The 22,484-nt window shown below is 74.3% G+C and carries 18 protein-coding genes, 1 tRNA gene and 1 pseudogene; 11 read left to right on the top strand and 9 right to left on the bottom strand.

Translation table 11 applies throughout. The features are described from left to right. Positions 1 to 126 precede the first annotated feature (126 nt). The 3 genes from KJP73_RS00880 (at position 127) to KJP73_RS00870 (ending at position 3,553) form a co-directional block, all read left to right on the top strand. Positions 127 to 1,473: an ABC transporter substrate-binding protein gene (locus KJP73_RS00880; RefSeq protein ID WP_213280829.1), complete on the top strand. Its 1,347-nt coding sequence runs from the start codon at positions 127 to 129 to the stop codon at positions 1,471 to 1,473. 164 nt (positions 1,474 to 1,637) lie between these two features. Beyond that, on the top strand, positions 1,638 to 2,111 hold the full coding sequence (locus KJP73_RS00875; RefSeq protein WP_213280828.1) for an iron chaperone: 474 nt from the start codon (positions 1,638 to 1,640) through the stop codon (positions 2,109 to 2,111). 56 nt (positions 2,112 to 2,167) lie between these two features. Next, positions 2,168 to 3,553, top strand: coding sequence for a PQQ-binding-like beta-propeller repeat protein (locus KJP73_RS00870; RefSeq protein WP_213280827.1), 1,386 nt, complete (start codon positions 2,168 to 2,170; stop codon positions 3,551 to 3,553). 6 nt (positions 3,554 to 3,559) lie between these two features. Here KJP73_RS00870 and KJP73_RS00865 read toward each other — a convergent pair whose 3' ends face one another. Next, on the bottom strand, positions 3,560 to 4,321 hold the full coding sequence (locus KJP73_RS00865) for an SDR family oxidoreductase (RefSeq protein WP_213280826.1): 762 nt from the start codon (positions 4,319 to 4,321) through the stop codon (positions 3,560 to 3,562). 102 nt (positions 4,322 to 4,423) lie between these two features. Between KJP73_RS00865 and KJP73_RS00860 the strand changes: the two genes are divergently transcribed. The 4 genes from KJP73_RS00860 to KJP73_RS00845 all read left to right on the top strand — a co-directional run bounded on the left by KJP73_RS00860 (position 4,424) and on the right by KJP73_RS00845 (position 12,675). Further along, complete coding sequence (locus KJP73_RS00860; protein WP_213280825.1) at positions 4,424 to 5,275, top strand: helix-turn-helix transcriptional regulator; 852 nt, start codon at positions 4,424 to 4,426, stop codon at positions 5,273 to 5,275. An 88-nt stretch (positions 5,276 to 5,363) separates the two neighbouring features. Next, entirely contained in the window at positions 5,364 to 6,458 is a 1,095-nt protein-coding gene (locus tag KJP73_RS00855) for an epoxide hydrolase family protein (RefSeq protein WP_249668971.1), read from the top strand. A gap of 240 nt (positions 6,459 to 6,698) precedes the next feature. Beyond that, a complete protein-coding gene (locus KJP73_RS00850) occupies positions 6,699 to 10,796 on the top strand; it encodes an IPT/TIG domain-containing protein (protein ID WP_213280823.1) in 4,098 nt (1,365 codons plus the stop codon). 229 nt (positions 10,797 to 11,025) lie between these two features. Continuing rightward, positions 11,026 to 12,675 carry a methyl-accepting chemotaxis protein gene (locus KJP73_RS00845; protein WP_213280822.1) on the top strand — a complete coding sequence of 550 codons (1,650 nt, stop codon included), beginning with the start codon at positions 11,026 to 11,028 and terminating at the stop codon, positions 12,673 to 12,675. Between the two features lie 22 nt (positions 12,676 to 12,697). Here the strand turns inward: KJP73_RS00845 and KJP73_RS00840 are convergent, their stop codons facing one another. The 3 genes from KJP73_RS00840 to KJP73_RS00830 all read right to left on the bottom strand — a co-directional run bounded on the left by KJP73_RS00840 (position 12,698) and on the right by KJP73_RS00830 (position 14,709). Beyond that, positions 12,698 to 12,874, bottom strand: a complete 177-nt coding sequence (locus KJP73_RS00840; RefSeq protein ID WP_213280821.1) for a hypothetical protein — start codon at positions 12,872 to 12,874, stop codon at positions 12,698 to 12,700. A gap of 103 nt (positions 12,875 to 12,977) precedes the next feature. Continuing rightward, positions 12,978 to 13,050, bottom strand: a tRNA-Lys gene (locus KJP73_RS00835). Between the two features lie 126 nt (positions 13,051 to 13,176). Then, positions 13,177 to 14,709, bottom strand: a complete 1,533-nt coding sequence (locus KJP73_RS00830; RefSeq protein ID WP_249668970.1) for a vWA domain-containing protein — start codon at positions 14,707 to 14,709, stop codon at positions 13,177 to 13,179. Between the two features lie 242 nt (positions 14,710 to 14,951). On the opposite strand from KJP73_RS00830, the gene KJP73_RS00825 reads away from it, so the two are divergent. Further along, positions 14,952 to 15,416 carry a hypothetical protein gene (locus tag KJP73_RS00825; RefSeq protein WP_213280819.1) on the top strand — a complete coding sequence of 155 codons (465 nt, stop codon included), beginning with the start codon at positions 14,952 to 14,954 and terminating at the stop codon, positions 15,414 to 15,416. 16 nt (positions 15,417 to 15,432) lie between these two features. On the opposite strand, the gene KJP73_RS00820 is transcribed toward KJP73_RS00825, so the two are convergent. Further along, positions 15,433 to 15,804, bottom strand: a complete 372-nt coding sequence (locus tag KJP73_RS00820) for an ArsR/SmtB family transcription factor (protein WP_213280818.1) — start codon at positions 15,802 to 15,804, stop codon at positions 15,433 to 15,435. Between the two features lie 103 nt (positions 15,805 to 15,907). On the opposite strand from KJP73_RS00820, the gene arsM reads away from it, so the two are divergent. After that, the gene (gene arsM / locus KJP73_RS00815; protein ID WP_213280817.1) at positions 15,908 to 16,672 is read left to right on the top strand and encodes an arsenite methyltransferase; all 765 of its coding nucleotides are present in this window, start codon (positions 15,908 to 15,910) and stop codon (positions 16,670 to 16,672) included. Further along, positions 16,672 to 16,869, top strand: coding sequence for a hypothetical protein (locus KJP73_RS00810; RefSeq protein WP_213280816.1), 198 nt, complete (start codon positions 16,672 to 16,674; stop codon positions 16,867 to 16,869). The genes arsM and KJP73_RS00810 overlap by 1 nt, the downstream gene beginning before the upstream one ends. Before the next feature lie 58 nt (positions 16,870 to 16,927). Here the strand turns inward: KJP73_RS00810 and KJP73_RS00805 are convergent, their stop codons facing one another. Genes KJP73_RS00805 through KJP73_RS00790 form a run of 4 tightly spaced genes read right to left on the bottom strand, consistent with a single transcriptional unit; the run spans position 16,928 to position 22,025 of the window. Continuing rightward, positions 16,928 to 17,350 (bottom strand): arsenate reductase ArsC, encoded by a 423-nt coding sequence (locus KJP73_RS00805; RefSeq protein WP_213280815.1) that lies wholly within the window; start codon positions 17,348 to 17,350, stop codon positions 16,928 to 16,930. A gap of 17 nt (positions 17,351 to 17,367) precedes the next feature. After that, the gene (locus KJP73_RS00800; RefSeq protein ID WP_213280814.1) at positions 17,368 to 18,396 is read right to left on the bottom strand and encodes a metalloregulator ArsR/SmtB family transcription factor; all 1,029 of its coding nucleotides are present in this window, start codon (positions 18,394 to 18,396) and stop codon (positions 17,368 to 17,370) included. Positions 18,397 to 18,447: 51 nt separating this feature from the next. Continuing rightward, positions 18,448 to 19,236, bottom strand: coding sequence for a CPBP family intramembrane glutamic endopeptidase (locus KJP73_RS00795; protein WP_213280813.1), 789 nt, complete (start codon positions 19,234 to 19,236; stop codon positions 18,448 to 18,450). A 59-nt stretch (positions 19,237 to 19,295) separates the two neighbouring features. Next, a complete protein-coding gene (locus KJP73_RS00790) occupies positions 19,296 to 22,025 on the bottom strand; it encodes an Ig-like domain-containing protein (RefSeq protein WP_213280812.1) in 2,730 nt (909 codons plus the stop codon). A gap of 198 nt (positions 22,026 to 22,223) precedes the next feature. On the opposite strand from KJP73_RS00790, the pseudogene KJP73_RS19585 reads away from it, so the two are divergent. After that, a pseudogene (locus KJP73_RS19585) lies at positions 22,224 to 22,433 on the top strand (hypothetical protein); the annotation flags it as partial. Positions 22,434 to 22,484 lie beyond the last annotated feature (51 nt).

The raw sequence follows: 22,484 nt of genomic DNA, 5'->3' as shown, positions 1-22,484 counted from the left end.
CTGACCGCACCCCTCTCGTACCACCGGCACCATCCGCACCATCCCGCACCATCCCGCACCACCCGCGCCGTCCCCCGGCGGACGCGGTCAGCGAGACACATCCCTCGATGAAGAAGGAGCTCTGTCATGCACCAGCGCCAGCGGGCGGGCGTCGTCGCCCTCCTGACCTCCACCGTCCTGGTCGGCACGCTCGCGGCGTGCTCGTCCGACGGTTCCGGCTCCTCCGGCGAGGACACCGGGGCCGCCGCCGCCTGCGAGCCGGCCGACGGCCCGGTCGAGCTGACCTACACCTCCTGGATCCCCGGCATCGAGGTCGCCGTCGACGCCTGGAACGCGGCGAACCCCGACATCCAGGTCACCGTGCAGACCGGGCCGAACGGCAACGGCGGCACGTACCAGAACTTCTTCAACCAGCTCGAGGCCGGCAACCCGCCGGACCTCGGCCAGATCGAGTACGACGCCCTGCCGAACTTCCGCGTCCAGGACGGCCTCGAGGACCTGTCCGCCTGCGAGGACGTCGTCGCGGCGCAGGAGCAGTTCGTCGACTGGACGTGGGGCCAGGTCACGCTCGGGGACGACGAGTCCGTCTGGGCGGTCCCGCAGGACTCCGGCCCGATGGCGATGTTCTACCGCGCCGACCTGTTCGAGCAGGCCGGCATCCCGGTCCCCACCACGTGGGAGGAGTACCAGGCCGCGGCCGAGCAGGTCCGGGCCGCCGGCGGGTACATCACCAACTTCTCGACCGCCGACGTCAACCAGCTCGCCGGGTTCGTGTGGCAGGCCGGCGGGCAGTGGTTCTCCTCCGACGACGAGGGCTGGACGGTCTCCCTGACGTCCGAGGAGTCCACGAAGGTCGCCGACTACTGGCAGGGCCTGCTGGCCGACGACCTGGTCTCGACCGTCCCCGCGTGGACCACCGAGTGGGACAACGCCTACAACACCGGGCAGGCATGGACGTGGGTGTCCGCCGTGTGGGGCGCGAACTCCATCGCGAGCGGGGCGCCCGACACCGCCGGCAAGTGGGCGGTGGCGCCGATGCCGCAGTGGGAGGCGGGCGAGGAGGCCGCGGGCAACTGGGGCGGGTCCTCGACCGCGGTCTTCAAGGGCTCCGAGCACCTCTACGAGGCCACCAAGTTCGCACTCTGGCTCAACACCTCCGAGGAGGCGCTGACCATCCTCAACGAGGAGGCGAACCTCTACCCGGCCACGAAGGAGGGCGCGTCGCTGCCCGTCCTGAAGGAGGGCGTCGAGTTCTACGGGGGCCAGGCGATCTACGACGTGTTCGCCGACGCCTCCGCCCAGGTCGACCCCGACTTCGTGTGGGGCCCGACGATGACCCAGGTCTACAACGACGTCTCGGACGGTCTCAAGGCCGCCGCCTCCGGGCAGGGCACGGTCCCCGAGGCGCTGGAGTCCGCGGAGGAGAGCACCGTGCAGGAGCTCGAGGCGCAGGCGATCCCGGTCAAGGAGTGACCGCGCCGTAGGCGTGCGGGGCGTGCTGCGGCCGCCGGGCGAGGTGCCCGGCGGCCGCGGTGCGTCGCGGCGCTGCACGGGGCTCTGATCGGTCAGTTTTCGAGAAGCCCGGCCGCCATCCGCGTCCCTAGCGTGGTGCGCACCGACGACCCCGAGGAGCCACCATGACCGACACCACGACGCCGAGGCGCCGCAGCACCGCCGCGAAGGAGGCCGTCCCCTTCACCGAGGAGGAGCGCGCCGCGATGCAGGAGCGCGCCCGCGAGGTGAAGGCCGAGAGGCGCCGGGCGTCGGGCGGCTCGAAGGCCGACCCCGAGGCCGAGGTGCTCGCGAAGATCGCCGAGATGAGCCCCGCCGACCGCGCCCTCGCCGAGACGGTCCACCGCATCGTCCGGGAGAACGCCCCGCACCTGACCCCCCGCACCTGGTACGGCATGCCCGCCTACGCCAAGGACGGCAAGGTGCTGTGCTTCTTCAAGGCCGCCGGGAAGTTCGACGGGCGCTACGCGACCCTCGGGTTCGAGGACCCGGCGCAGCTCGACGACGGCGCGATGTGGCCGACCGTGTACGCCCTCACGACGCCGACCCCGGCGGACGAGGAGCGGATCGCGGAGCTGGTGCGGCGCGCCGCGGGCTGACGGTCCGAGCGCCCGAACCGGCCCCGGAGGCCGGGCTCGCGGCCTAGGTTGGCGGCATGGCCGACCGGATGGAGGACGTCGAGCTCGTCCTTGAGGACGACGTCCGGACCGCGACGAGTGCGACGGACGCCCGCCGGTCGCAGGCCCGGCGGCTGCTGCGACGGTGGTGGCCGCTGCCGCTCGCGGCGGTGGTCGGACTGATGGCCTGGCAGGTCGTCGGCGCCCGAGCCGAGGGCGAGCACGTCGCCGACCTCCGGCGGACCGACGCGGTGGTCAGGACCACGATCACCCCGCCGCTCGACGCCAGCGCGTGGGGCGCGGGCATGCTGCCGAGCCAGCTCGTGCCGGCCGCGGGGGGTCTGCTGGTGGGCGCGTCCCTGTCCGCGCCGGACGAGCCGGTTCTCGTCGTCGCGGTGGACGAGGGGACCGGCGCCGAGGTCTGGCGGGCCAGGATCGCGGACCCCCTGCTCGACGCCGGCACCCTGGGCGTGGGCTGCGACGCCGACGTCGACCCCGCGACGACGCTGTGGTGCACCGTGATGAGCGCGAGCGGCAGGACCGCGACGACCACGCTGGTGACCGTCGACGTCGCCGCACGCGCGGTCACGGACACCCGCGAGCTGCCCGGTGCCGGGTCTGCGGCGGTCATCGGGGGGCGTCTCGTGGTCGCGACGAGCACGCCGGACGCGATCACGGTCGAGGGCACCGAACTCGGGAGCGGGGACCCGTGGCGGACCGACGTGTCCGACCCGTTCGCGGGCGGTGCCGAGGCGGGTCCGCAGCTCACCGTCGCCGGCTCGCACCTGCTGCTCCACGGCGGCGCGAGCACGTGGTCGCTGGATCCGCGCCGGGGCACCGTCCAGGCCACCGGGACCGCGCTGCAGGTCACACGCGGTGACCGGCTGCTCGACACGGGGGACGGCAGCAGCACGCGGCTGCTCGGCGTCGACGGCTCCGGCACGGTCACCACCCAGGGCGCGCCGGCGGTGATCGAGCCGGACGACGGGAGCGCCCCCGGCGTGCTGGTGCTCGACGCCCAGGGTGACGACGGCCGCGTGCTGCGCGGGGTCGACGCCGACTCCGGCCGGCAGCTGTGGGAGCGTCCGTCCGACGCCGCGACGCGGTCCGTCCTGGTGCTGCTGGACGGCCGGCTCTACGGCACCACGGGGAGCACGGTGTGGGCTCTCGACCCGGCGTCCGGGGCAGAGCGGTGGTCGACCGACGGCGGCGACCCCCGCTCGTCGCCGCTGATGACGGACGGGCGGTCGCTGCTCCGGGTGGAGGGCGAGGCCGCCACCGGGGACGCCGTGCTCGCCGCCTACGACCTCGACGACGGCGAGCGCGTGTGGGCGACGCCGCTGCCCGAGGGGATCGAGCAGCTCGAGGCGCAGCACGGCCGGCTGTTCGGGTGGGGCGGCGAGCAGGTGTACGTCCTGGAGTGACGCGGCCTACTTCCCGTGCGGGTCGCTCGCGTTGATCGCCGCCACGACCTGGTCGTAGTCGCCGCGCGCCTCGCCGTACCGCAGGAACTTGACCCGCTCGACCTGGATCTCGGTGGCGTCGGGCTGCGACTCGATGAGCTGCAGCACCTCGGCGACGAACGCGTCGAGCGGCATCGCGATGGCGCTGTCCCGCTGCCCGGGCATGAGGTCCGTCGCGACCGACGGCGGCTCCAGCTCCAGCACCTGGACGCTCGTGCCGGCGAGCTGCAGGCGCAGCGACTCGCTCAGCATGTGGATCGCCGCCTTGCTGGCGTTGTAGCTCGGGGTGGCCCGCAGCGGGGTGAACGCCAGGCCCGAGGACACGGTGACGATCGTGGACGACGGCCGGGTGCGCAGGTGCTCGACGAACGCCGCGATGAGCCGGATCGGACCGAGGACGTTCGTGGTGATCGTCTGCTCGGCGGACTCGAGGAAGCCCGGGCCGGTCCAGTCCTCGACGCGCATGATCCCGGCCATCGGGATGAGGACGTTCAGCTCGGGGTGCTCGGCGACGACCCGCTTCGCGACCGCCGCGATGCTCTCGGGGTCGGTCGTGTCGACCGCGTAGGCGTGCAGCCCGGGGTGCTCGGCGGTGATCGCGTCGAGCAGCTCGGTGCGGCGGCCGCCGATGATGACCTCGTTGCCCCGCTCGTGCAGGGCGAGGGCCAGGGCCAGCCCGATGCCGCTCGTGGCGCCGGGGATGAAGACGGTGTTTCCGGTGATCTGCATGCCGTCGAGTCTTCGCGCGCCGCCGGGGGCCCGCCAGAGAGCGCTCATCGGGGGACCGGCAGTCCCTGGTCCGCGTGCCGCGGGCGCACCGATACTGCGGGGGTGGATCGCGATGCGCTGGCCGACTTCCTGCTCCGGCACCGGGAGGCGCTCCGGCCCGCCGACGTCGGGCTGGGCCCCGGGGTGCGCCGGCGCGCGACCGGCCTGCGCCGCGAGGAGGTCGCGCAGCTCGCGGTGATGTCGACCGACTACTACACGCGCCTCGAGCAGCGCCGCGGGCCGCAGCCCAGCACCCAGATCCTGGGGTCGCTCGCCCGGGCGCTGCGGCTGACACCGGACGAGCGCGACTACCTCTACCGCGTCGCGGGGCACAGCGCGCCGGACCGCGCGGCGGCCGAGGACTACGTCGCGCCCGGCCTGCTGCGCGTGCTCGACCGGCTCACCGACACCCCCGCGCTCATCCTCGACGCGCTCGGCGTGACGCTCGTGCAGAACGACCTCGCACGCGCCCTGCTCGGCGACGTCGACGGGCTCACCGGCTGGGACCGCAGCGCGATCTACCGCTGGTTCGCCCACCCGGAGACCGAGCGGCTGCGCTACCCCGAGGAAGACCGCGACCGCCAGGGCCGCGCGCAGGTCGCCTCGCTGCGCGCCACGTACGGGACGACCGGGCCGCGCTCGCGGGCGGGCGAGCTGGTCCGCGAGCTGCTCGACCGGAGCCCCGAGTTCGCGCGGCTGTGGGAGGCGCACGAGGTGGCCCGCCGCTTCGAGGACCACAAGGTGCTGGTCCACCCCGAGATCGGGCCGGTCGAGGTCGACTGCCAGGCGCTGTTCACCGAGGACGGGTCGCAGACCCTGCTCGTGCTGACCGCCGCGCCGCGCAGCGAGGCGGAGGGCAAGCTCCGGCTGCTCGGAGTGCTCGGGACGCAGGAGTTCAGCCGCGGGCAGGGGTGAGGCCTGAGTCCCCGGCAAGGCCGTGTCGGTCTGCGGTGGCACAGTGACGGCGTCGGGAGGGCGAGCCACCACCACCAGGAGGATGCACGTGCGCGAGAACGCCTTCGTCCGGGTCGACCCGGATGCCGTCCGTGACCTGTCCGACCGCCTCGCGCGGTTCCGGCCCGTCCGGACCGCGGCGCTGGACAGACAGCTCGGGGTCGACCCCGAGCTGCTGGCCGACCTGCTGGAGCACTGGCGCACCCGGTTCGACTGGCGGGCGCAGGAGGACCGCATCGCGGGGTACCCGTGGGTCGAGACGGAGCACGCGGCCGTCCCCGTGCGGGCGATCGTCCGGCACGCGCGGCCGGGCGCACCGGTCGTGCTCCTGCTGCACGGGTGGCCGGACTCCGTGCTGCGGTTCGAGCGCGTGCTCGACCAGCTGCACGACGTCACGGTCGTGGTGCCCGCGCTGCCCGGGTTCCCGTTCGCGGCGCCCGTCCCGGGCGGTGGGCTGTCCGCGCCGGACATGGCCGAGGCGGTGGCCGACGCCATGCGGGAGCTCGGGTTCCCGCGGTACGTCGTCTCCGCGGGCGACGTGGGCTGCGACGTCGCCGAGGCCCTGGCCGCCCGGCACCCGGACGCGGTCACCGCGCTGCACCTGACCGACGTCTCCCAGTACCACTTCCTGGTCGACCTCCCCGAGGACCTGGACGACGACGAGCGCGCCTACGTCGCGTACGGGCACCGGTGGCAGGCCGAGCAGGGCGGCTACATGCACGAGCAGGCCACGCGTCCCGGGACGCTCGCCGTCGGGCTCGGCGACTCGCCGGCCGGGCTGGCGGCGTGGATCGTCGAGAAGCTGGTGACCTGGACCGACTGCGACGGCGACCTGTCCCGCGTGTTCACCCGCGACGAGGCGCTGACCTGGGTGAGCGCGTACTGGTTCACCGGGAGCATCGGCACGTCGTTCACCCCGTACGCCGCCGGCGGTGCCAAGGACTGGCCACGCATCGAGACCCCCACCGTCGTCACGATGTTCGGCAAGGACCTGGTGAACGCCCCGCGACGCTTCGCCGAGCGCTTCTTCGCCGTCGCCGACTGGCGGGAGCACGAGCACGGCGGGCACTTCGCGGCCTGGGAGCGGCCGGCCGACTACCTGTGGGGCGTGCGCCGGGCGATCGGGCTCCGGCCGGATTCCTGACCGGGCTCGGACAGACAGTGCCGCGCGCAGGCCGGCTCGGTGCGCCACGTACGGGACGACGGGGCAGCCGCTGGCAGGAGCAGGTGCGAGGGGGCCGCACGTGTGACGCGTCAGCGGCAACCGGGTGAACCGACCGTCCGACGATGCCGAACCGGTCACGGACGCGCCGTGGCTCCGGCAGGGTGACGCCCGCGTCCCGGCACCTCCGGGTGCGTGCCCCCCGCCAGAGGAGTACCACTCGTGCCCAGATTCGGGTTCCGCACTGCCGTCGCGGCCGTGGTCGCGGCCGTCGTCGTCGCCCTGTCGTCCCCGGCGGCGACCGCTGGGCCCCCGCGCCCCACGCTCGCGGCGGGCGGCACGGCTCCGACCGCCGGAGCGCTGGAGCCCGTGCGGCCGTCCGACGGGTGGGCGCAGGCCCGGCCGGTCACGTTGGCCCCCGGTCAGGCGCAGGTCGTGCCGCTGTGGGCAGGCCGCGGTGCCGCCGAGGGCGTGCAGGGCCTCGTGGTGCAGGCGCAGGCAGAGGCGGCCGGCGCGGGCACCGCGACGTTCGGCACCCCCGGCGATGCCGCCCCCTCGGCCCCCTCGCTCGACGTCGGTGCCGGCAGCACGTCCGCGACCGTCCTCGTGCGGCCCGACGCGAGCGGGCGGGTCGCGGTCACCGCGTCGGTGGCTGCACGCGTCACCCTCACCGTCGTGGCGGCGGTGTCCTCAGTGCCGGCCACGGGTCCCGGGGCCGGTGGCACCGTCCTGGTCGAGCCGACCGTCGTCCTGGATCAGGCCACCGGCCTGGGCGGGACCGTCCCGGGACCGGGCGGGACGCTGACGGTGCCGCTGGCGGGGCTCGCCGGCGTGCCCGTCGAAGGAGCTCGCGCGGCCTGGCTGTCGGTGCGGTCGACCGCATCGGCGAGCGGGTCGCTGGCGTTCCCGGCGGGCGAGGACGGCACCCGGGCGGTCGTCGCCACAGGCACGCGCCCCCGCACGGACCTGGTGCTCGCTGCGTTGGACGACGCGGGCGACCTCACCGTCGCGGTCCACGGGGGAGCGACGACGGCGCTCGCCGTCACCGTCGTCGGCTGGGTGGCCGATGGAGCAGCGCCCGGCGGAGTGGTACCGGTGACGCCGACGGAGCTGCCCGCGACCTCCGGCCCCGTCTCGCTGGGTCGGCTGACGTTGACCGGGGGCGAGGTCCCCGACGCGGCGTCCGCCGTGGTCGTGCGCGCGACGGTCACGACCGGGACCCGCCCCGGCCGGTTCCAGACCGGCGTGTCCCTGCTCGGCTCCCTCCTGCTGCCGGACGTCAGCGTGCCGGTCGCCGCCAGATCGACCACCGACCTCACGCTGGCTCTGCCGGTCCACGCCTCGGGACGCACGTCCGTGCTGCTGCCCGCGGGCGCCCGCCTGGTACGGGTCGTCGCCGTCGGCTACGTCGGTGCACCCGCCGCCGCGAGCTCGGACCGGACCGCGCCCGACATCGAGATCACGACGCCCGCGGCCGGCACCGTCGTCGACCAGGCCGCGTCGCCCGAGGTGACGTTCACGGGGACCGCCCGGGACACGGGGTCGGGCGTCCGCTCCGTCGTGCTCACCGCCGGCGCCGTCGCGCTCGGAGAGGCGGCGGTGCGCCCTGCCGGCGACGGGTCGGTCACGTGGTCGCTCACCATCCCCGTCCCCGAGGGCGAGCACGCCGTCACCGCCACCGCCACGGACTGGGCCGGGCGTGAGCGGACCGCACGTCGCGTGGTCACCGTCCAGGCGCCCGTCGAGGACGAGGTGGTCGTCGCACCGGAGACCCGCGTCCTGGGGGCCGAAGCCGCTGACGCGGTGCTCGAGGTCCGGCCCGACGAGGTCGTCCTCGCCGGGACCACGACGCTGCGTGCCGGTGACGTCGTCGTCAGCGGTGTCTCGGCTGCCGCCCCCGAGGGGTTCCTGCGCCGGGTCGAGGCCGTCACCGTGCTCGGCGGCACCACCGTGCTGCGCACCTCGCAGGCCGCCCTCACCGACGCCGTGCTGCAGGCGGACGTCTCGGTCGCCGACGTGCCGCTCGACGAGGTGGACGGCACCCAGAGCGAGGACGACCTCCCCGGCGCCGGTGCCGCGTGGCTCGCCCCGTTCGCGTCGCGTGCCGCGATGTCGGCCCGTGCAGCGGACCTCACGTACGCGATCTCGCGCACCGTGGCGGAGCGCACGTACCTGGACGGCCGGGTCAAGGCGGCGGCGCAGGTGGACCTCTCGCTGACGCTCTCGTTCGACCTGAAGATCGACCTCGACGTCTCGTGGGACGGGATCAGCGCGGACATCGAGACGTTCTCGGTCGTCCAGGGCACGTCGCTGTCGGCGGGCGCGTCGATGAACCTGACCGAGAAGGTGGAGTTCAAGCAGGACGTCGACCTGTCGCAGATCCGCCTCGGAGCCGTGACGGTCCCGGTCGGCCCGGTGCCGGTCGTCCTGACGTCGACGCTCGACCCGACCGTCTACTACTCCCTGACGGCGACCGCGTCGGTCGGTGTGGAGGTGAAGGCGACCGGCTCCGCGGAACTCGGTTTCGCCTACCGCGACGGCGACTGGGAGTCGATCGACACGCACGCGTTCGAGTTCTCGGGGACGCCGACCGCCACGATCGCCTACGCGGCCGAGGGGGGTGTGCGGATGAGCCTCGACGTGAAGCTGTGGGATGTCGCAGGCCCGACCCTGCGGCTGTCGGCCGGCCCGGCGCTGAAGGCGGAGGTCGACGTGCCCGCCCAGAAGCTCACGACGAAGGCCAGCGTCGTCCTGCGCATCGAGCTGGGCATCAAGGCCGAGATCCTGGACCACCAGCTGGCCGCGAAGTACATCGACCTCGGCAAGGTGACCGTCCCGCTGCGCGAGTGGGTCGTGGACCTGTCCGGTCCGGGCGACCCGGGTGAGGACCCGGACGACCCGGGTGACCCCGGGGAGGACCCGGACGACCCGGGCGAGGACCCGGACGACCCGGGCGAGGACCCGGACGACCCGGGCGAGCAGACCGGTCTGCCCGTCATCGGCGAGCTGTACCCGGCCGTGGGCACGCCGGAGGGCACCACGGACGTCGAGATCTCCGGCGACGACCTCACCGACGTCGTCTCCGTGACGTTCGGCGGCGTCCCCGCGCTGGAGTTCGACGCGTACAGCGGCATGATCCGCGCCGTCTCCCCGGAGCACGAGCCCGGCGAGGTCGACGTGGTGGTCACGACGGCCTCGGGCACCTCGATGGTCTCGGCGGCGTCCCGGTTCGTCTACCAGGACCCGCCCGTGACCGCCCGCTACCGTGATTTCGACGTCGCCCCCAACCACGTCATCGCCGTCCTGGAGGACGGCACCGTGCACGCGTCCGGCACCAACTCCTCCGGCCGGCTCGGCGTCCCGGGGGTGGAGTACGGCGACGAGCTCGTGGTGCCCGGGCTCACGGACATCGCGCAGGCAGCGGCCGGCCACCAGCACTCCCTCGCGGTCACGCGATCGGGCGAGGTCTACGCCTGGGGGGACGGGACGAACGGCCAGCTCGGGCTCGGGACGACGACGTCGTCCGTCACACCGCAACGTGTTCCCGGGATCCCGCGCGTGCGCGACGTCGTCGCGTCCGGGGACACGTCCGTGGCTCTCGGCATCGACGGCTCGGTGTGGACGTGGGGCGTGCTGTCTGCTGCGGACCCGTTCAGCACCGGTGTCCCGCTCCTCTCCCCGGTCCGAGCGGAGGGCGTCCCGGCGATCACGTCGGTCGCGGCCGGAGGCTGGTTCGAGGACGGCACCCACGTCCTCGCGCTCGCCGCCGACGGCACGGTCTGGGGCTGGGGGGACAACAACTGGGGGCAGCTGGGCGACGGCACCACGACCGACCGCATCACTCCCGCGCCGGTACCGGGCCTCACGGGTGTGACCGCCGTCTCCGCCGGCGAGGACTTCTCCGTCGCGCTCACCGGTGACGGTCGGGTGCTGACCTGGGGCCGGAACGACGAGAACCAGCTCGGGCAGGGCGACGACGACTGGCGCCTCACCCCCGAGGCGGTCCCCGCGTTCGCCGACGTCCAGCAGGTGTCGGCCGGCCGCGTGCACGTGCTCGCGCTCGACACCGACGGCCGCGTGTGGGCGTGGGGGTCGGGCTACCACTACCAGGTGCGCCAGGACAACGGCTGGGGGTCCGCCGTGCCCCTGCTCGACCCGAAGGCGCCGCGGACCGCCAAGGTCATCGCCGGCAGCGGCTACATCTCCGTGGTCGTCTCCTCGCGAGGCGGTGCGTGGGCGTGGGGCGAGCAGTACCACTCGGGCGCCGAGGCGATCCAGCAGGGCGGGCGCCTGCCGGGGTGGTGGATCGACCCGGAGTAACCGCGGCGTGGACCTCGATGATCGCTGCGGGGCCGCCTGATCGGCATTTCACCCGCGGGCCCGGACGTACGACCCACACCTGGCGGGGCGGGCTCTGCTGCCACGGGCTCTGCGGCGGCCGAACGCGCCGGTCAGCGCCCGATTCCCCTCAGCCGGGGCGCGCGCCGGGCGATCTCGCGGGTGCCTTCCCGGGCGGCGACTGCTGCCCGGCACCCGACCCGGAGTCCCGATGAGCACCGCACTGCCGCCGAACCGCCCCCACCGAGCTGCGCCCTCGGCGCCGTCCGCCCGTCGCGCGCATCCGCGCGACTGGTCGATCCGGGTGAAGATCCTCGCCGTCGTCGGTCTGCTCGGAGCCGTGGCCGTCGGGACGGGCGCGCTCGCCGTGCAGGCGCTGCGCTCGGTGGCCGAGACGACCTCGCACCTGGCGGCGATCCAGGAGGGGCCGGTCTACCTGCGCAGTCAGATCCACATCAAGCAGCAGGGTGCCCGGATGACGCTGGCGAACCTCGCGGCGGTCCACAGCGACGCCGCCAAGGACGAGTGGCTGACCAAGCAGCAGGACAACGACGCGGGGATGACGGAGAAGATCGCCGCGTTCGACGCGACCGAGGCGGCGGACCTGGACGCGTGGCTGGCCTTCAAGGCCGACTACGCCGCGTGGCTCGACGTCCGCGACGCGCAGCTGACGCCCGCCGCGCTCGCGGCCCCGGACGGCGGCGAGTACGAGACGCTGCTGACCGAGGTGTCCGTGCCGATGGCGACGGCCTTCGCCGGTGACCTGGACCAGCTCGACGCCGACCTGACCGCCCTGTCGAACGACCTGGCCGCCGAGGCGCAGCACGAGTCGGACTCCTCGGTCCGGCTGCTCGTGATCAGCCTCGGTGCGGCGCTGGCGGTCGTCCTGACGCTCGCGTTCACGGTGGCCGGCTCGATGCGCCGCAGCGTCGAGCGGGTGCGGGTGGCGCTCGCGGCGATGGCGCGCGGGGACCTCACGGTCGAGGCCCCGGTCCGCAGCCGCGACGAGATCGGCGCGATGGCGACCGACCTCGCCACCGCGCAGGCCTCGCTGCGCGCGACGCTCGCGCACGTCGTGGAGAAGGCGCAGACGCTCGCCGCGGCCGCGGAGGAGATGGCCACCGCCAACGGGCAGGTCGAGGCCGGCTCGCGCGAGACGAGCCACCAGGCGGGCGTGGTCGCCGCCGCTGCCGAGCAGGTGTCCCGCAACGTCCAGACCGTCGCCGCGGGCGCGGAGGAGATGGGCGCGTCCATCCAGGAGATCGCGCAGAACGCCTCGCTCGCGGCGAAGGTCGCGGCCCAGGCCACGGGCGTCGCCGAGGAGACGAACCAGCACGTCGCCCGCCTGGGTGCGTCGAGCCAGGAGATCGGCAACGTCGTCAAGGTGATCACGTCCATCGCGGAGCAGACGAACCTGCTGGCGCTGAACGCGACGATCGAGGCGGCCCGTGCGGGCGAGGCGGGCAAGGGCTTCGCGGTCGTCGCCGGCGAGGTCAAGGAGCTCGCGCAGGAGACCGCCAAGGCCACGGAGGACATCGCCCGCCGGGTCGAGGCCATCCAGAACGACACGGGCGACGCGGTCTCTGCCATCGGGCAGATCGGCGCGATCATCGCCTCGATCAACGACTACCAGCTGACCATCGCGTCCGCCGTCGAGGAGCAGACCGCCACCACCACCGAGATGTCCCGCAGCGTCCAGGAGGCCGCGACCGGCTCCTCGGAGATCGCGCAGAACATCACCGGGGTGGCGTCGGCGGCGGAGACGAGCGCGGCTGTCGTCACCCAGATGGGCAGCTCCGTCGGGGAGCTCGCCCAGCTGGCGAGCGACCTGCGCGGGGACGTGTCGGTGTTCACCTACTGAGCCGGTCGTCGGTGGCGACCGCTCAGCTGGGCCCGCGCATCATCGCCGTCGAGATCCCCATGCCGGACGACGGCTCGTACACCGGGCGGTCGGCGCCGCACCGGGCGCAGACCTCGGTGATCGCCTGGGGCCCGCCCTGGTCGGGGTTCCGCTCCGCGAACCAGTCGTGCCGGCCGACCATGCACCTGAGTGACTTCATGGCGGATCCCCCTCGACCTCGCTGTGGCCCTCAGGGTCCCGTGGGGCACCCGGCCGGTCAAGGGCAGCACCGGTCCGGTGCGGACGGGGACGTGCAGGTGAGGTGGGCCCCGTGGGGATCGAACCCACAACCCGCGGATTAAAAGTCCGCTGCTCTGCCAGTTGAGCTAGAGGCCCGGCCACGGGGTTCGTCCCTCGAGCCCTCAGGACGACGCCCGCGTCGTTCGGGGCTGCTGCGAGGCTGCTCCGAGGCGACGACGTCGAAGGTACCGCCTCGTCATGTCACCGTTCGACCGGGGCCGGTCAGCCGGCGATCCTCTCGTACCTCTCGACGAGGCCGACGAACTCGGTGCGCAGGCCGTAGGGGTCCTCCCCGAGGGCTTCCAGGGCACGGTCCCGGGCGCGGGCGGTGTCGGCACCGTCGGCGTACTGGGACCCGGTCGCCACGAGGCCGAACTCGACGACGGCGGAGGCGAACCGGAAGTCGTCGGTCGGCGAGCGGGTGTACGTGTCGGCGCCGGCGCGGACGACGACCTCGGTGCTCTCGGTCGCCCCGGGGTCCTTGTAGCGGACGTGCACGGTCAGGAAGTCGCTGGAGCCCGACGTCGCGTGGTCCTGGTAGTCCAGGTCGTCGTCACGGTCCTCATCACCGGCCGGCACCAGCTCGTAGAACGCCGTGACGGAGTGCCCGGCACCGACGTCGCCGGCGTCCTTGGTGTCGTCGTCGAACTCCTCGTCCTCGAGGCGACGGTTGTCGTAGCCCAGCAGCCGGTACTGCGAGACGGCCGCGGGGTTGAGCTCGACCTGCACCTTCAGGTCCTGGGCGACGACGAACATCGTGGAGTCGAACTCGTCCACGAGGACCTTGCGCGCCTCGTCGAGGGTGTCGATGTAGGCGTAGTTGCCGTTCCCGTGGTCGGCGATCGCCTCCATCGTGTTGTCCTTGAGGTTGTCCATGCCGAACCCGAGGACCGAGATCTGCACGCCCGTCGCGGCGTGCTCCTGGATCAGCTCGGTGAGCTGCTCGGGGGTCGACGGCCCGACGTTGAAGTCGCCGTCGGTCGCCAGCACGACCCGGTTGTTGCCGCCCTCGATGTAGTTCTTCGTCGCGAGCTCGTACGCGGTCTGGAGGCCCGACGCCCCGCCGGTCGACCCCCCGGCCCGCAGCTCGCTCAGGATCCGCACGAGCTCCTCGCGCTCACTCCCCGGCACCGAGTCCGCCAGGACGATGTTGCTGCCGGCGTACGTCACGATCGAGACGGTGTCGTCCTCGTCGAGCTGCTCGACCAGGAGCGCGAACGACTCGGCGAGCAGCGGCAGCTTGTCGGGCTCGTCCATCGACCCGGACACGTCGAGCAGGAAGACGATGTTGTTGCCCTCGCTCGTCGGTGCCGCGTCCGTCGCCTGCACGCCGATCATCGCGAGCTGGTGCTCCGGCGCCCACGGCGCACGCGCGACCTGCGTCGTCACCGTGAAGGGGTCGGCGGCGTCCGCCGCGGGGGCCGGGTAGTCGTAGTCGAAGTAGTTGACCAGCTCCTCGATCCGCACGCCCTCCGGCTCGGCGCCCTGCGTCAGCTGCCGGCGCATGTTGCTGTACGACGCGGTGTCCACGTCGGAGGCGAACGTCGACAGGGGGCTCGTCGTCACGTCCTGGAACGGCTGCTCCGGGGAGTCGTCGTACTCCTCCTGCGGCTCGGTCGGGACGTCGCGCCAGTCATCGGGGGCGAAGGCGTCGTCCTGTGCCATCTCCTGCCCGAAGGAGGCGTCGCTCGACCCTCCCTCGCTGCACGCCCCGAGCGCCGCCAGCACCGCCACCGCGGCCGCCGCAGCGACCACGCGATCCCGTGGACGCCCCGAGGAGCCGGGACGAGCATCCCTCAACCACCGACCGCGCATGTGACCCCTCCATCGTCTGAGGTCTGCATGCTCTCGGGTCCCTGACCTGCGAGGACAGCACGGGACGGTCACGTGACAGTACCGTTCCGGTCACGGCGAGCAGTCCGGAGACGTCCCGCTGAGGTGCGCCGACCTCCCCGCGGCGCGACCGGCCCCCGCAGCGGAGGGCGGAGGATGGACCCATGAGACCCCTCGCGGCCGGCGCCGTGCTGACGGCCGTGCTGCTGCTGACGGCCTGCACCGACGACCGCACCGGAGCGGGCGCGCCGGAGCCGTCCACCGCCGCTCCGACCGCCGAGCCGACCACGCCCACCCCGGCGCCCACCGCCGGTCCGCAGCCGAGCCCCGGCTCGGGGCCGGCGCTCGACGCCGCGGTGGCGGCGGCCTTCGTCGTGGCCGTGGGGGAGGACCTCGGCAGGGACTCGTCCGACATCGCCGACGAGTTGCTCCACCAGGGCGTGTTCATCTGCGCGACGCTGAGCGTGGCGGAGGCGTCCCCGGACGAGGCGGTCGCGGTCTACGAGCAGTACCTGGCGGAGGACCCGGCCCTCGCCGGGCCGCTCTGGGACAACGCCGTCCTGCACCTGTGCCCCGAGCTGGTGGACGGCTACGAGCTCGTGCTCGACCGCGCCCAGGCCGCCGGCTGACCAGTGCCGACGCCGGTCAGGCGGTGGCGACCCGCAGGTGGGTGCCGAGGTGGGCCGTCAGGTCCTCGACCGCGCCCGGGACCACCGTGTAGTACGCCCACACCCCGCGCTTCTCCCGGGTCACGAACCCCGCCTCGGTGAGCACCTTGAGGTGGTGGGACACGGTCGGCTGGGACAGCCCGACGGGCTCGGTCAGGTCGCACACGCAGGCCTCGCCGCCCTCGTGCGCGGCGATGATCGACAGCAGCCGCAGGCGCGCCGGGTCGGCCAGCGCCTTGAGCGTGCGGGCGGTCCGGTCGGCGTCCTCGGCGGACATGGTGGTGCCGGTGACCGGGCTGCAGCAGGCGGCCGACGTCGCGGTGCTGATGGGGAGCAGGTCCAGAGCCATGACGACATCCTCGCCCACACATTGACCGTTGTCGATGTTGACAGCCGTCGATGTCCGGTGTCAGTCTCATTACATCGACGGTGATCGATCCCTTGGAGGAGTGATGGTGCAGGACATCCGAGAGCAGGTCCGGTCCCGGTACGCGCTGGCGGCGGTGCAGGGCAGCGCCGACGCCGGCTGCTGCGGCGGTGGGGGCTGCGGGCCGCAGGACCTGGTGGTGGACGAGCGGTTGGGCGCGTCGCTGTACGGCGCCGAGGACGCGGCCGCGGTGCCCGCCGAGGCCCTGGCCGCGTCGCTGGGGTGCGGGAACCCGCTGGTGGTGGCCGAGCTGCGCGAGGGGGAGCGCGTCCTGGACCTCGGGTCCGGCGGCGGGATCGACGTGCTGCTGTCCGCCCGCCGCGTCGGCCCGACGGGCTTCGCCTACGGGGTGGACATGACCGACGAGATGCTGGACCTGGCCCGCGCGAACGCGGCGAAGGCGGGCGCGACCAACGTCGAGTTCCGCCAGGGCACGATCGAGGACCTGCCGCTCGACGACGCCGCGGTGGACGTCGTGATCTCGAACTGCGTGGTCAACCTGTCCACCGACAAGCCCGCGGTGCTGTCCGAGGCGTTCCGGGTGCTGGTGCCCGGCGGGCGCGTGGGCATCTCCGACGTCGTCGCGGAGGACCACCTGACGCCCGACGAGCGCAGCGAGCGCGGCTCGTACGTCGGGTGCATCGCCGGTGCGCTGTCCCGCACCGAGTACCTGGACGGCCTGGCGGCGGCGGGCTTCGTCGACGCCGAGGTCGAGTTCACGCACCCCGTCGCCGACGGGATGCACGGCGCGGTCGTCCGCGCCCGCAAGCCCGCCCCCGAGGAGGAGTGATGGACCCCGAGGTGTACCTGACGATCCACCGGCAGGACGAGCGCGAGCTCACGCGGCAGCTCGAGCTGCGGCGCGCCGCGCAGGACTGCCCGGGCTGCGTCGTCCGGGCGCGCCGGCGCCTGGCCGAGATCGCCGAGCGGGTGCGCTCCCGCGTCACCGGGACGGCGCGCGTGACGCCGGCCTGCTGCCCGGCCTGATCCGCGCAGCACGAGAGGGCCGCACCCCGGGGGTGCGGCCCTCTCGTCGTCGGACGGCTCAGGCGGTGACGGGCTCGACGCCCAGCTCGCCGAGCAGCACCTCGACGCGACGGCGGATCTCGTCGCGGATCGGCCGGACCGACTCGATGCCCTGGCCGGCCGGGTCCTCCAGGGCCCAGTCCTCGTACCGCTTGCCGGGGAAGATCGGGCACGCGTCGCCGCAGCCCATCGTGATGACGACGTCGGACGCCTTGACCGCGTCGGTCGTCAGGACCTTCGGTCGCTCGGCGCGGATGTCGATGCCCTCCTCGAGCATCGCCTCGACGGCGACCGGGTTGATCTGCTCGGCGGGCACCGACCCGGCGGAGCGGACCTCGACGGCGCCGCCGGACAGGTGCCGCAAGTACCCGGCGGCCATCTGGGAGCGGCCGGCGTTGTGCACGCAGACGAACAGGGCGGAGGGCTGGCTGGTCTCGCTCATCGGGGTCTCCTCAGGGGTCAGGCGGGGACGGTCAGGTCGGGCAGCAGGTCGGCGAGCAGCGCGCGCACGCGGCGGTCGATCTCGTCGCGGATGGCGCGCACGCCGGTGTCGGAGGCCAGGGCGGGGTCGCCGACGACCCAGTCCTCGTAGCGCTTGCCCGGCAGGATCGGGCAGGTGTCGCCGCAGCCCATGGTGATGACGACGTCGGCCGCGCGGACGGCGTCGTCGGTCAGCGGCTTCGGGAAGGCCTCGGCGTCGGCCTCGAGCTCGGCGAGCAGGGGCCGCACGCCCGGGTGCACCTCGCCCGCGGGCGTGGAGCCCGCCGACCGCACGACGACCCGGTCGCCGGCGTAGTGGTGCAGCAGGGCGGCGGCGAGCTGGGAGCGGCCGGCGTTGGCGACGCAGACGAACAGGACCTGCGGACGCCGGGCGCGCTCGGCGGCGGCGGTCAGGGCGCGGGCGGTGTCGGTGAGGCGCTGGCGGGCGAACCGCTCGGCGTTCACGACCAGGTGCGAGCGGACCGCAGAGGACCGCGCCAGGCCGGTGTAGGACTCCCGCACGACGGTCAGGACCGCCGCGGGATCCCGGTCGGGGAACGCGGCGGCCAGCCGGTCGGCGACCCGGGCGAGGGCCGTCTCCGCGTCGGAGAGCCCGGTCAGCGGGGACAGGTGCGCGGCCTCGGCGGCGACGGGGGCGAACGAGTCCAGCAGGGTCGTGACCGCCCCGCGCAGGGCGGGCTGCACCCGGTAGTAGACCCAGGTGCCGCGCCGCTCCGAGGTCAGCAGCCCGACGTCCTTGAGCAGCTTGAGGTGGTGCGAGACGGTCGGCTGGGAGACCTCGGCGACCGTGGCGAGGTCGCACACGCACGCCTCGCCGGTCGGGGACGTCGCGATGAGCGACAGCATCCGCAGGCGCAGCGGGTCGCCCAGGGCCTTGAGGGTGGCCGCGACGTGGGTCGCGGCGTCCAGGCCCATCGCGTGGTCGGCGGGGGAGGCTGGTGCGGAGCCGGTCGTGGCCGAGCCGCGGCCGACCGTCTGGTTCGACATGTGTCTATGTTGACACAGATCGATACAGGCGCGGGGAGCGGGGCAGGAACGTCAGCGGTGGAGCACCGGGGCACGGTTGTCGGCGTCCTTGATGACGAAGCCGACCGAGGCCAGGGCGATGACCCCGGCGAGGAGGTAGACCACGGTCGCGGCCCCCGCCAGGTCGCCGGCCTCGCCCACGCCGGTGGCGAAGACGGAGAAGTCCCACAGGCCGTGCAGGACCATCGCCCCGATGAGGGACCCGGTCGTGCGGCGGAGCACGTAGAAGATCGTCCCGCCGAGGAACGCCGCCAGGACCTGCGGGACCGTGGCGGCGGCGGACGCCCCGAGGGGCACGTTGATGAAGTGGCCGACGGCGAACAGCAGCGACGTCCAGAACCAGACGCCGACCTCGGCGAGCCGGCCCCGTAGCGCCGTCAGCAGCAGGCCGCGGTTGACGAGCTCCTCGGTGAAGCCGACCAGCAGCAGCACCAGGGACGCACCGAGGAACGCGCCGGAGTACGCGCCCCAGTCGGTGCCGCCGAGGTTCATCAGGACGGCGACGGCCGCGAGGGCCGGGGCGACCAGCGGCCACCGGTGCCGGCTGCGGTGCTCGTCGCGCAGCGCGGGACCCCACCAGCCGAGCAGGCTGGTGGTGATCACGAGGGCGACGGTCGAGACGATCAGCGAGAGCCCGGCGCCGAGGAAGAGGTTCCGGGCGCTGTCGCCCCAGGTGTCGTACCGGATGCCGCTGGCGCGCTGGATGGCGAAGACCAGGACGAGGTAGCCGAGCCAGATCGCCAGACCGATCCAGACGCGCGGACGGACAGGGGCACGGGTTCCGCGACCGGGCACGGGCACGCTCTCTTCGTGACGGGGTGGGGGTGGCGCGGGGTGGGGCCCGCGACGGCGTGGTGTCGTCACCGGGCCCGCCGCCGGCGGACGGCCACCGTGACGGCGCCGCCGACGACGAGCAGGAGGGCCCCGGCGGTCGCGGTCGCGGCGGCGTCCGTCCCGGTGATCGCGAGCAGGCGGCGGGCTGCCGCGTCGCTCCGGTCGCCAGGGTCGCGCGGGTCGGCCGGCCCGGGGTCGTCGGCGGCCGGCGCGCCCGGGACCGGCGTCCCTGTCACCGGCCCACCGGCCGCGCGGACGGTGACGACGACCGTCGCCTCGGCGCACGCGTCGGACCCGTCGACCGCGCAGACGCGGTAGGTGAACGTGTCCGTGCCGGTGAACCCGGCGGCGGGGGAGTACGTCACGGCGGCGCCGGACGGCGTGGCCGTCCCGTGCGCGGGAGCCGACCGGACCTCGGGCGGCAGCACCGTGCCGCGGTCGTTGGCGACGACGTCGATGCCGACGGCCGCTCCCGCGGTGGTCACCGCGGCGTCGTCGCCTGCGACGGGGTCGACGCGGACGCCGACGAGGCCGGTCGAGCAGAGCGCGCCGCCGTCGCAGGCGACGTAGGCGTAGAGGTCCTGGCCCGCGAACCCGGCGGGCGGCACGTACCGCGTCCCGGCGGGGTCGGGGGCGGACGTGCCGAGCACCGGTGCGAACACCCGGGTGACGGTGGTCGGGTCGCCGTCCGGGTCCGTCACCTCGACCGGGCCCGCCACCGGCGTGTCGACGGTCGTCTCCAGCGTGGCCAGGAACGCCTGCGGCGCGCGGTTCACGGCGAGCACGTGCACCAGCACGGGCGCGGTCACGCAGTCCGCCGGGTCGGCGACGGCGCACGCCTGGTACGTGAACGTGTCGTCGCCGACGAAGCCGGCCTCCGGGGTGTACGTCGCGGTGCCGGCCGCGGGGTCGAGCGCGACGCTGCCGTGGCCCGGCGGGGTCGCGAGGGCGGTCAGGCGGGTGCCGCCCGCGTCGTTGGCCGCGACCGGGACCGTGACGGGCTGCTCGCGGGGGGTGCTCGTCTCGTCGGCGACCGCCCGCGGGTGCAGGATCACGGTGGCGGTGCCGCCGTCGGTGCACTGCTCGGGGACCTGGTTGTCGCAGACCTCGTAGGTGAACGTGTCCGTCCCCGCGAAGTCCTCGGGCGTCAGGTAGGCGAACAGGCCCTCCGGGGTGAGCGCGACGGCGCCGGACTGGGCGGGCGAGGTGACGGCGAACCGCAGCTGGAGGCCCGGTGCGCCCGGCGCGCCGGCAAGGGCACCCAGGACCGGGATCCCGCCGACGCCCTCGTACACGACGGACCCGACGCTCGGCGCCGGCCGGCCGGCGGCTCCGCTCACCTCGGTGGTGGTGGTCGCGTCGTCGTTGCCCGGGTCGGGGTCGGCGGTCGTCGTGGTGACCCGCACCGTGGTCGTCAGGACGCCGGACGGCGGCACGGCGCCGCTCACCGTGAGCGTGCGGGACTCGCCCTCGGCGAGGGTGCCGAGGTCCCAGGTGACCGTCCCGCCGGCGACCACGCCGCCCTGGTCGGCGGTGACGGCCGTGAGCTCGCCCGGGGCGGCGGGCAGCGTCTGCACCACCCGCACCGCCGCGGCGGGCGACGGGCCGTCGTTGGTGACGGTGACGGAGTAGCTGATCGTGCCGTCGGCCTGGGCGACGGCAGGGCCGGTGATGTCGACCCGGACGTCCGCCGAGGGGACCGGGGCGGCGCCCGCGCAGTCCGGGGCGGGGTAGTCGGCCGGTGCGGGCAGGGCCAGGTCCGTGAACTGCACGTTCGCGACGGTGCCCGTGGCGACGTCGAACCCGCTGCCCGGCACGTCGACCGCGATCGGCGTGGTCGCCGAGTCGCCCGTGAAGTCGCCCTGCACGCTGGTCGATCCGGTGAAGACGTACCGTCCGAAGCCGGTGACCGCACCGTCGTCGACCAGCGCGGCGGCGGACAGTGCCGCCGTGCCGGACTGACGCCAGGTGCCGTTGGTGCTGAACGTCCCGCCGACGACGACCAGGCCGGTGCTGCTCGCCGGCCCGCCGGAGTGCGTCAGCGCGCCGCCGACCTCCAGCACGCAGCCGTTGCTGAGCGACGCGGAGCCGTTCAGGAGCAGAGCCTGCGCGACCCGTGCCCGTCCGGTGTTGACGAGCGTGCCGTCGATCGTGGCGGAGCCGCCGACGGTCAGCCGCCCGGTGCTGGTGAGCGTCGCGGCCGGGTTGAGGATGAGGCCGCCCGGAAGGTCCAGCGTGCCGTCGTTGACGATCGTCCCGGCGGACGGCACGAACGACGCCGTCACGGTCAGGGTCGCCCCGGCCGCGTTGCCGAGGGTCGCGGGACCGTTGACGTTCAGGCCCTGGAAGCTCGTCGTGCCGGCGTTGTCGAGGACGAACCCGGGCGACACCGACACCCACGGGAGCTCTGCGGCGCCGCCGGGGTCGACGCGCAGCACCCCCGCTGCGGCGTTCAGGTACGCGGGTGCGAGGACCGCGCCGGCCGCCACGCACAGGGTCCCGCCGGCTGGCAGCCGCTCGACGCCCGCCGTGAACCGGCCGGTCACCCGGACGACCTCGCCCGGTGCCACCGAGACCGGCGTCCACCCGCCGCCGGCGACCGTCCGGGTCGGGGCGGCGCAGTCGTCCGCCGGGGCCGCGACCGCGCTCGGGGCCGAGACCGGCGCGACGACCGGGAGCGCGGCGGCCAGGGCGATCGTGAGCGCGGCCAGGACGCGGGCGCCCCGTCGGTGTCCTGCGTGCCTCGTACCGCGCACCTGTCATCCCCCTGCTCGATCGGACCGGGCCGGAGGGGGCCAGGATCTTCGCCGCGGTCACTGTAGGTCGGAGCCGAGCCGCGCGCGAGAGGTCGCTCGACCTACGTCCCGGATGTGGGAGATCACCGTTCCGAGCGCGCGGACAGCTGACCTGACAGGATTTTTCGCGGGGCGCGGAGAAACGGGTCCGGGACCGGGATGCGACTTCGGTGGCAGCCCTTTCTGGTCCCCGGTCCCTCGGCGCGCGCATCGTCAGGGTGGTTCTCTCTCCCCATGGTGCTCAACCTGGTGGGGGCGATCCTCCTGGTGGCCGGTACTGCGGCCGCCCTCTACGCCGCTCGCGAACGAGCCGGCGCCCCGGCCGCGGGGTTCTTCCCGGACCCGTCCCCGGGAGCCGCGCGGCAGCGGTGGTGGGACGGGCGGGCCTGGACCGGCCGGCTCGCCGAGGGCGGCCTCGCC

The organism is Cellulomonas hominis, from assembly GCF_901521055.1.
In the GTDB taxonomy this organism is placed as follows: domain Bacteria; phylum Actinomycetota; class Actinomycetes; order Actinomycetales; family Cellulomonadaceae; genus Cellulomonas; species Cellulomonas endometrii.
Note: the sequence above shows the minus strand (reverse complement) of the source record. Positions and strands in the feature narration are given on the sequence as shown.

Coding starts and splice junctions, on each gene's coding strand:
- KJP73_RS00880 (WP_213280829.1), top strand. CDS start 127: ATGCACCAGCGCCAGCGGGCGGGCGTCGTCGCCCTCCTGACCTCCACC.
- KJP73_RS00875 (WP_213280828.1), top strand. CDS start 1,638: ATGACCGACACCACGACGCCGAGGCGCCGCAGCACCGCCGCGAAGGAG.
- KJP73_RS00870 (WP_213280827.1), top strand. CDS start 2,168: ATGGCCGACCGGATGGAGGACGTCGAGCTCGTCCTTGAGGACGACGTC.
- KJP73_RS00865 (WP_213280826.1), bottom strand. CDS start 4,321: ATGCAGATCACCGGAAACACCGTCTTCATCCCCGGCGCCACGAGCGGC.
- KJP73_RS00845 (WP_213280822.1), top strand. CDS start 11,026: ATGAGCACCGCACTGCCGCCGAACCGCCCCCACCGAGCTGCGCCCTCG.
- KJP73_RS00840 (WP_213280821.1), bottom strand. CDS start 12,874: ATGAAGTCACTCAGGTGCATGGTCGGCCGGCACGACTGGTTCGCGGAG.
- KJP73_RS00825 (WP_213280819.1), top strand. CDS start 14,952: ATGAGACCCCTCGCGGCCGGCGCCGTGCTGACGGCCGTGCTGCTGCTG.
- KJP73_RS00820 (WP_213280818.1), bottom strand. CDS start 15,804: ATGGCTCTGGACCTGCTCCCCATCAGCACCGCGACGTCGGCCGCCTGC.
- arsM (WP_213280817.1), top strand. CDS start 15,908: ATGGTGCAGGACATCCGAGAGCAGGTCCGGTCCCGGTACGCGCTGGCG.
- KJP73_RS00810 (WP_213280816.1), top strand. CDS start 16,672: ATGGACCCCGAGGTGTACCTGACGATCCACCGGCAGGACGAGCGCGAG.
- KJP73_RS00805 (WP_213280815.1), bottom strand. CDS start 17,350: ATGAGCGAGACCAGCCAGCCCTCCGCCCTGTTCGTCTGCGTGCACAAC.
- KJP73_RS00800 (WP_213280814.1), bottom strand. CDS start 18,396: ATGTCGAACCAGACGGTCGGCCGCGGCTCGGCCACGACCGGCTCCGCA.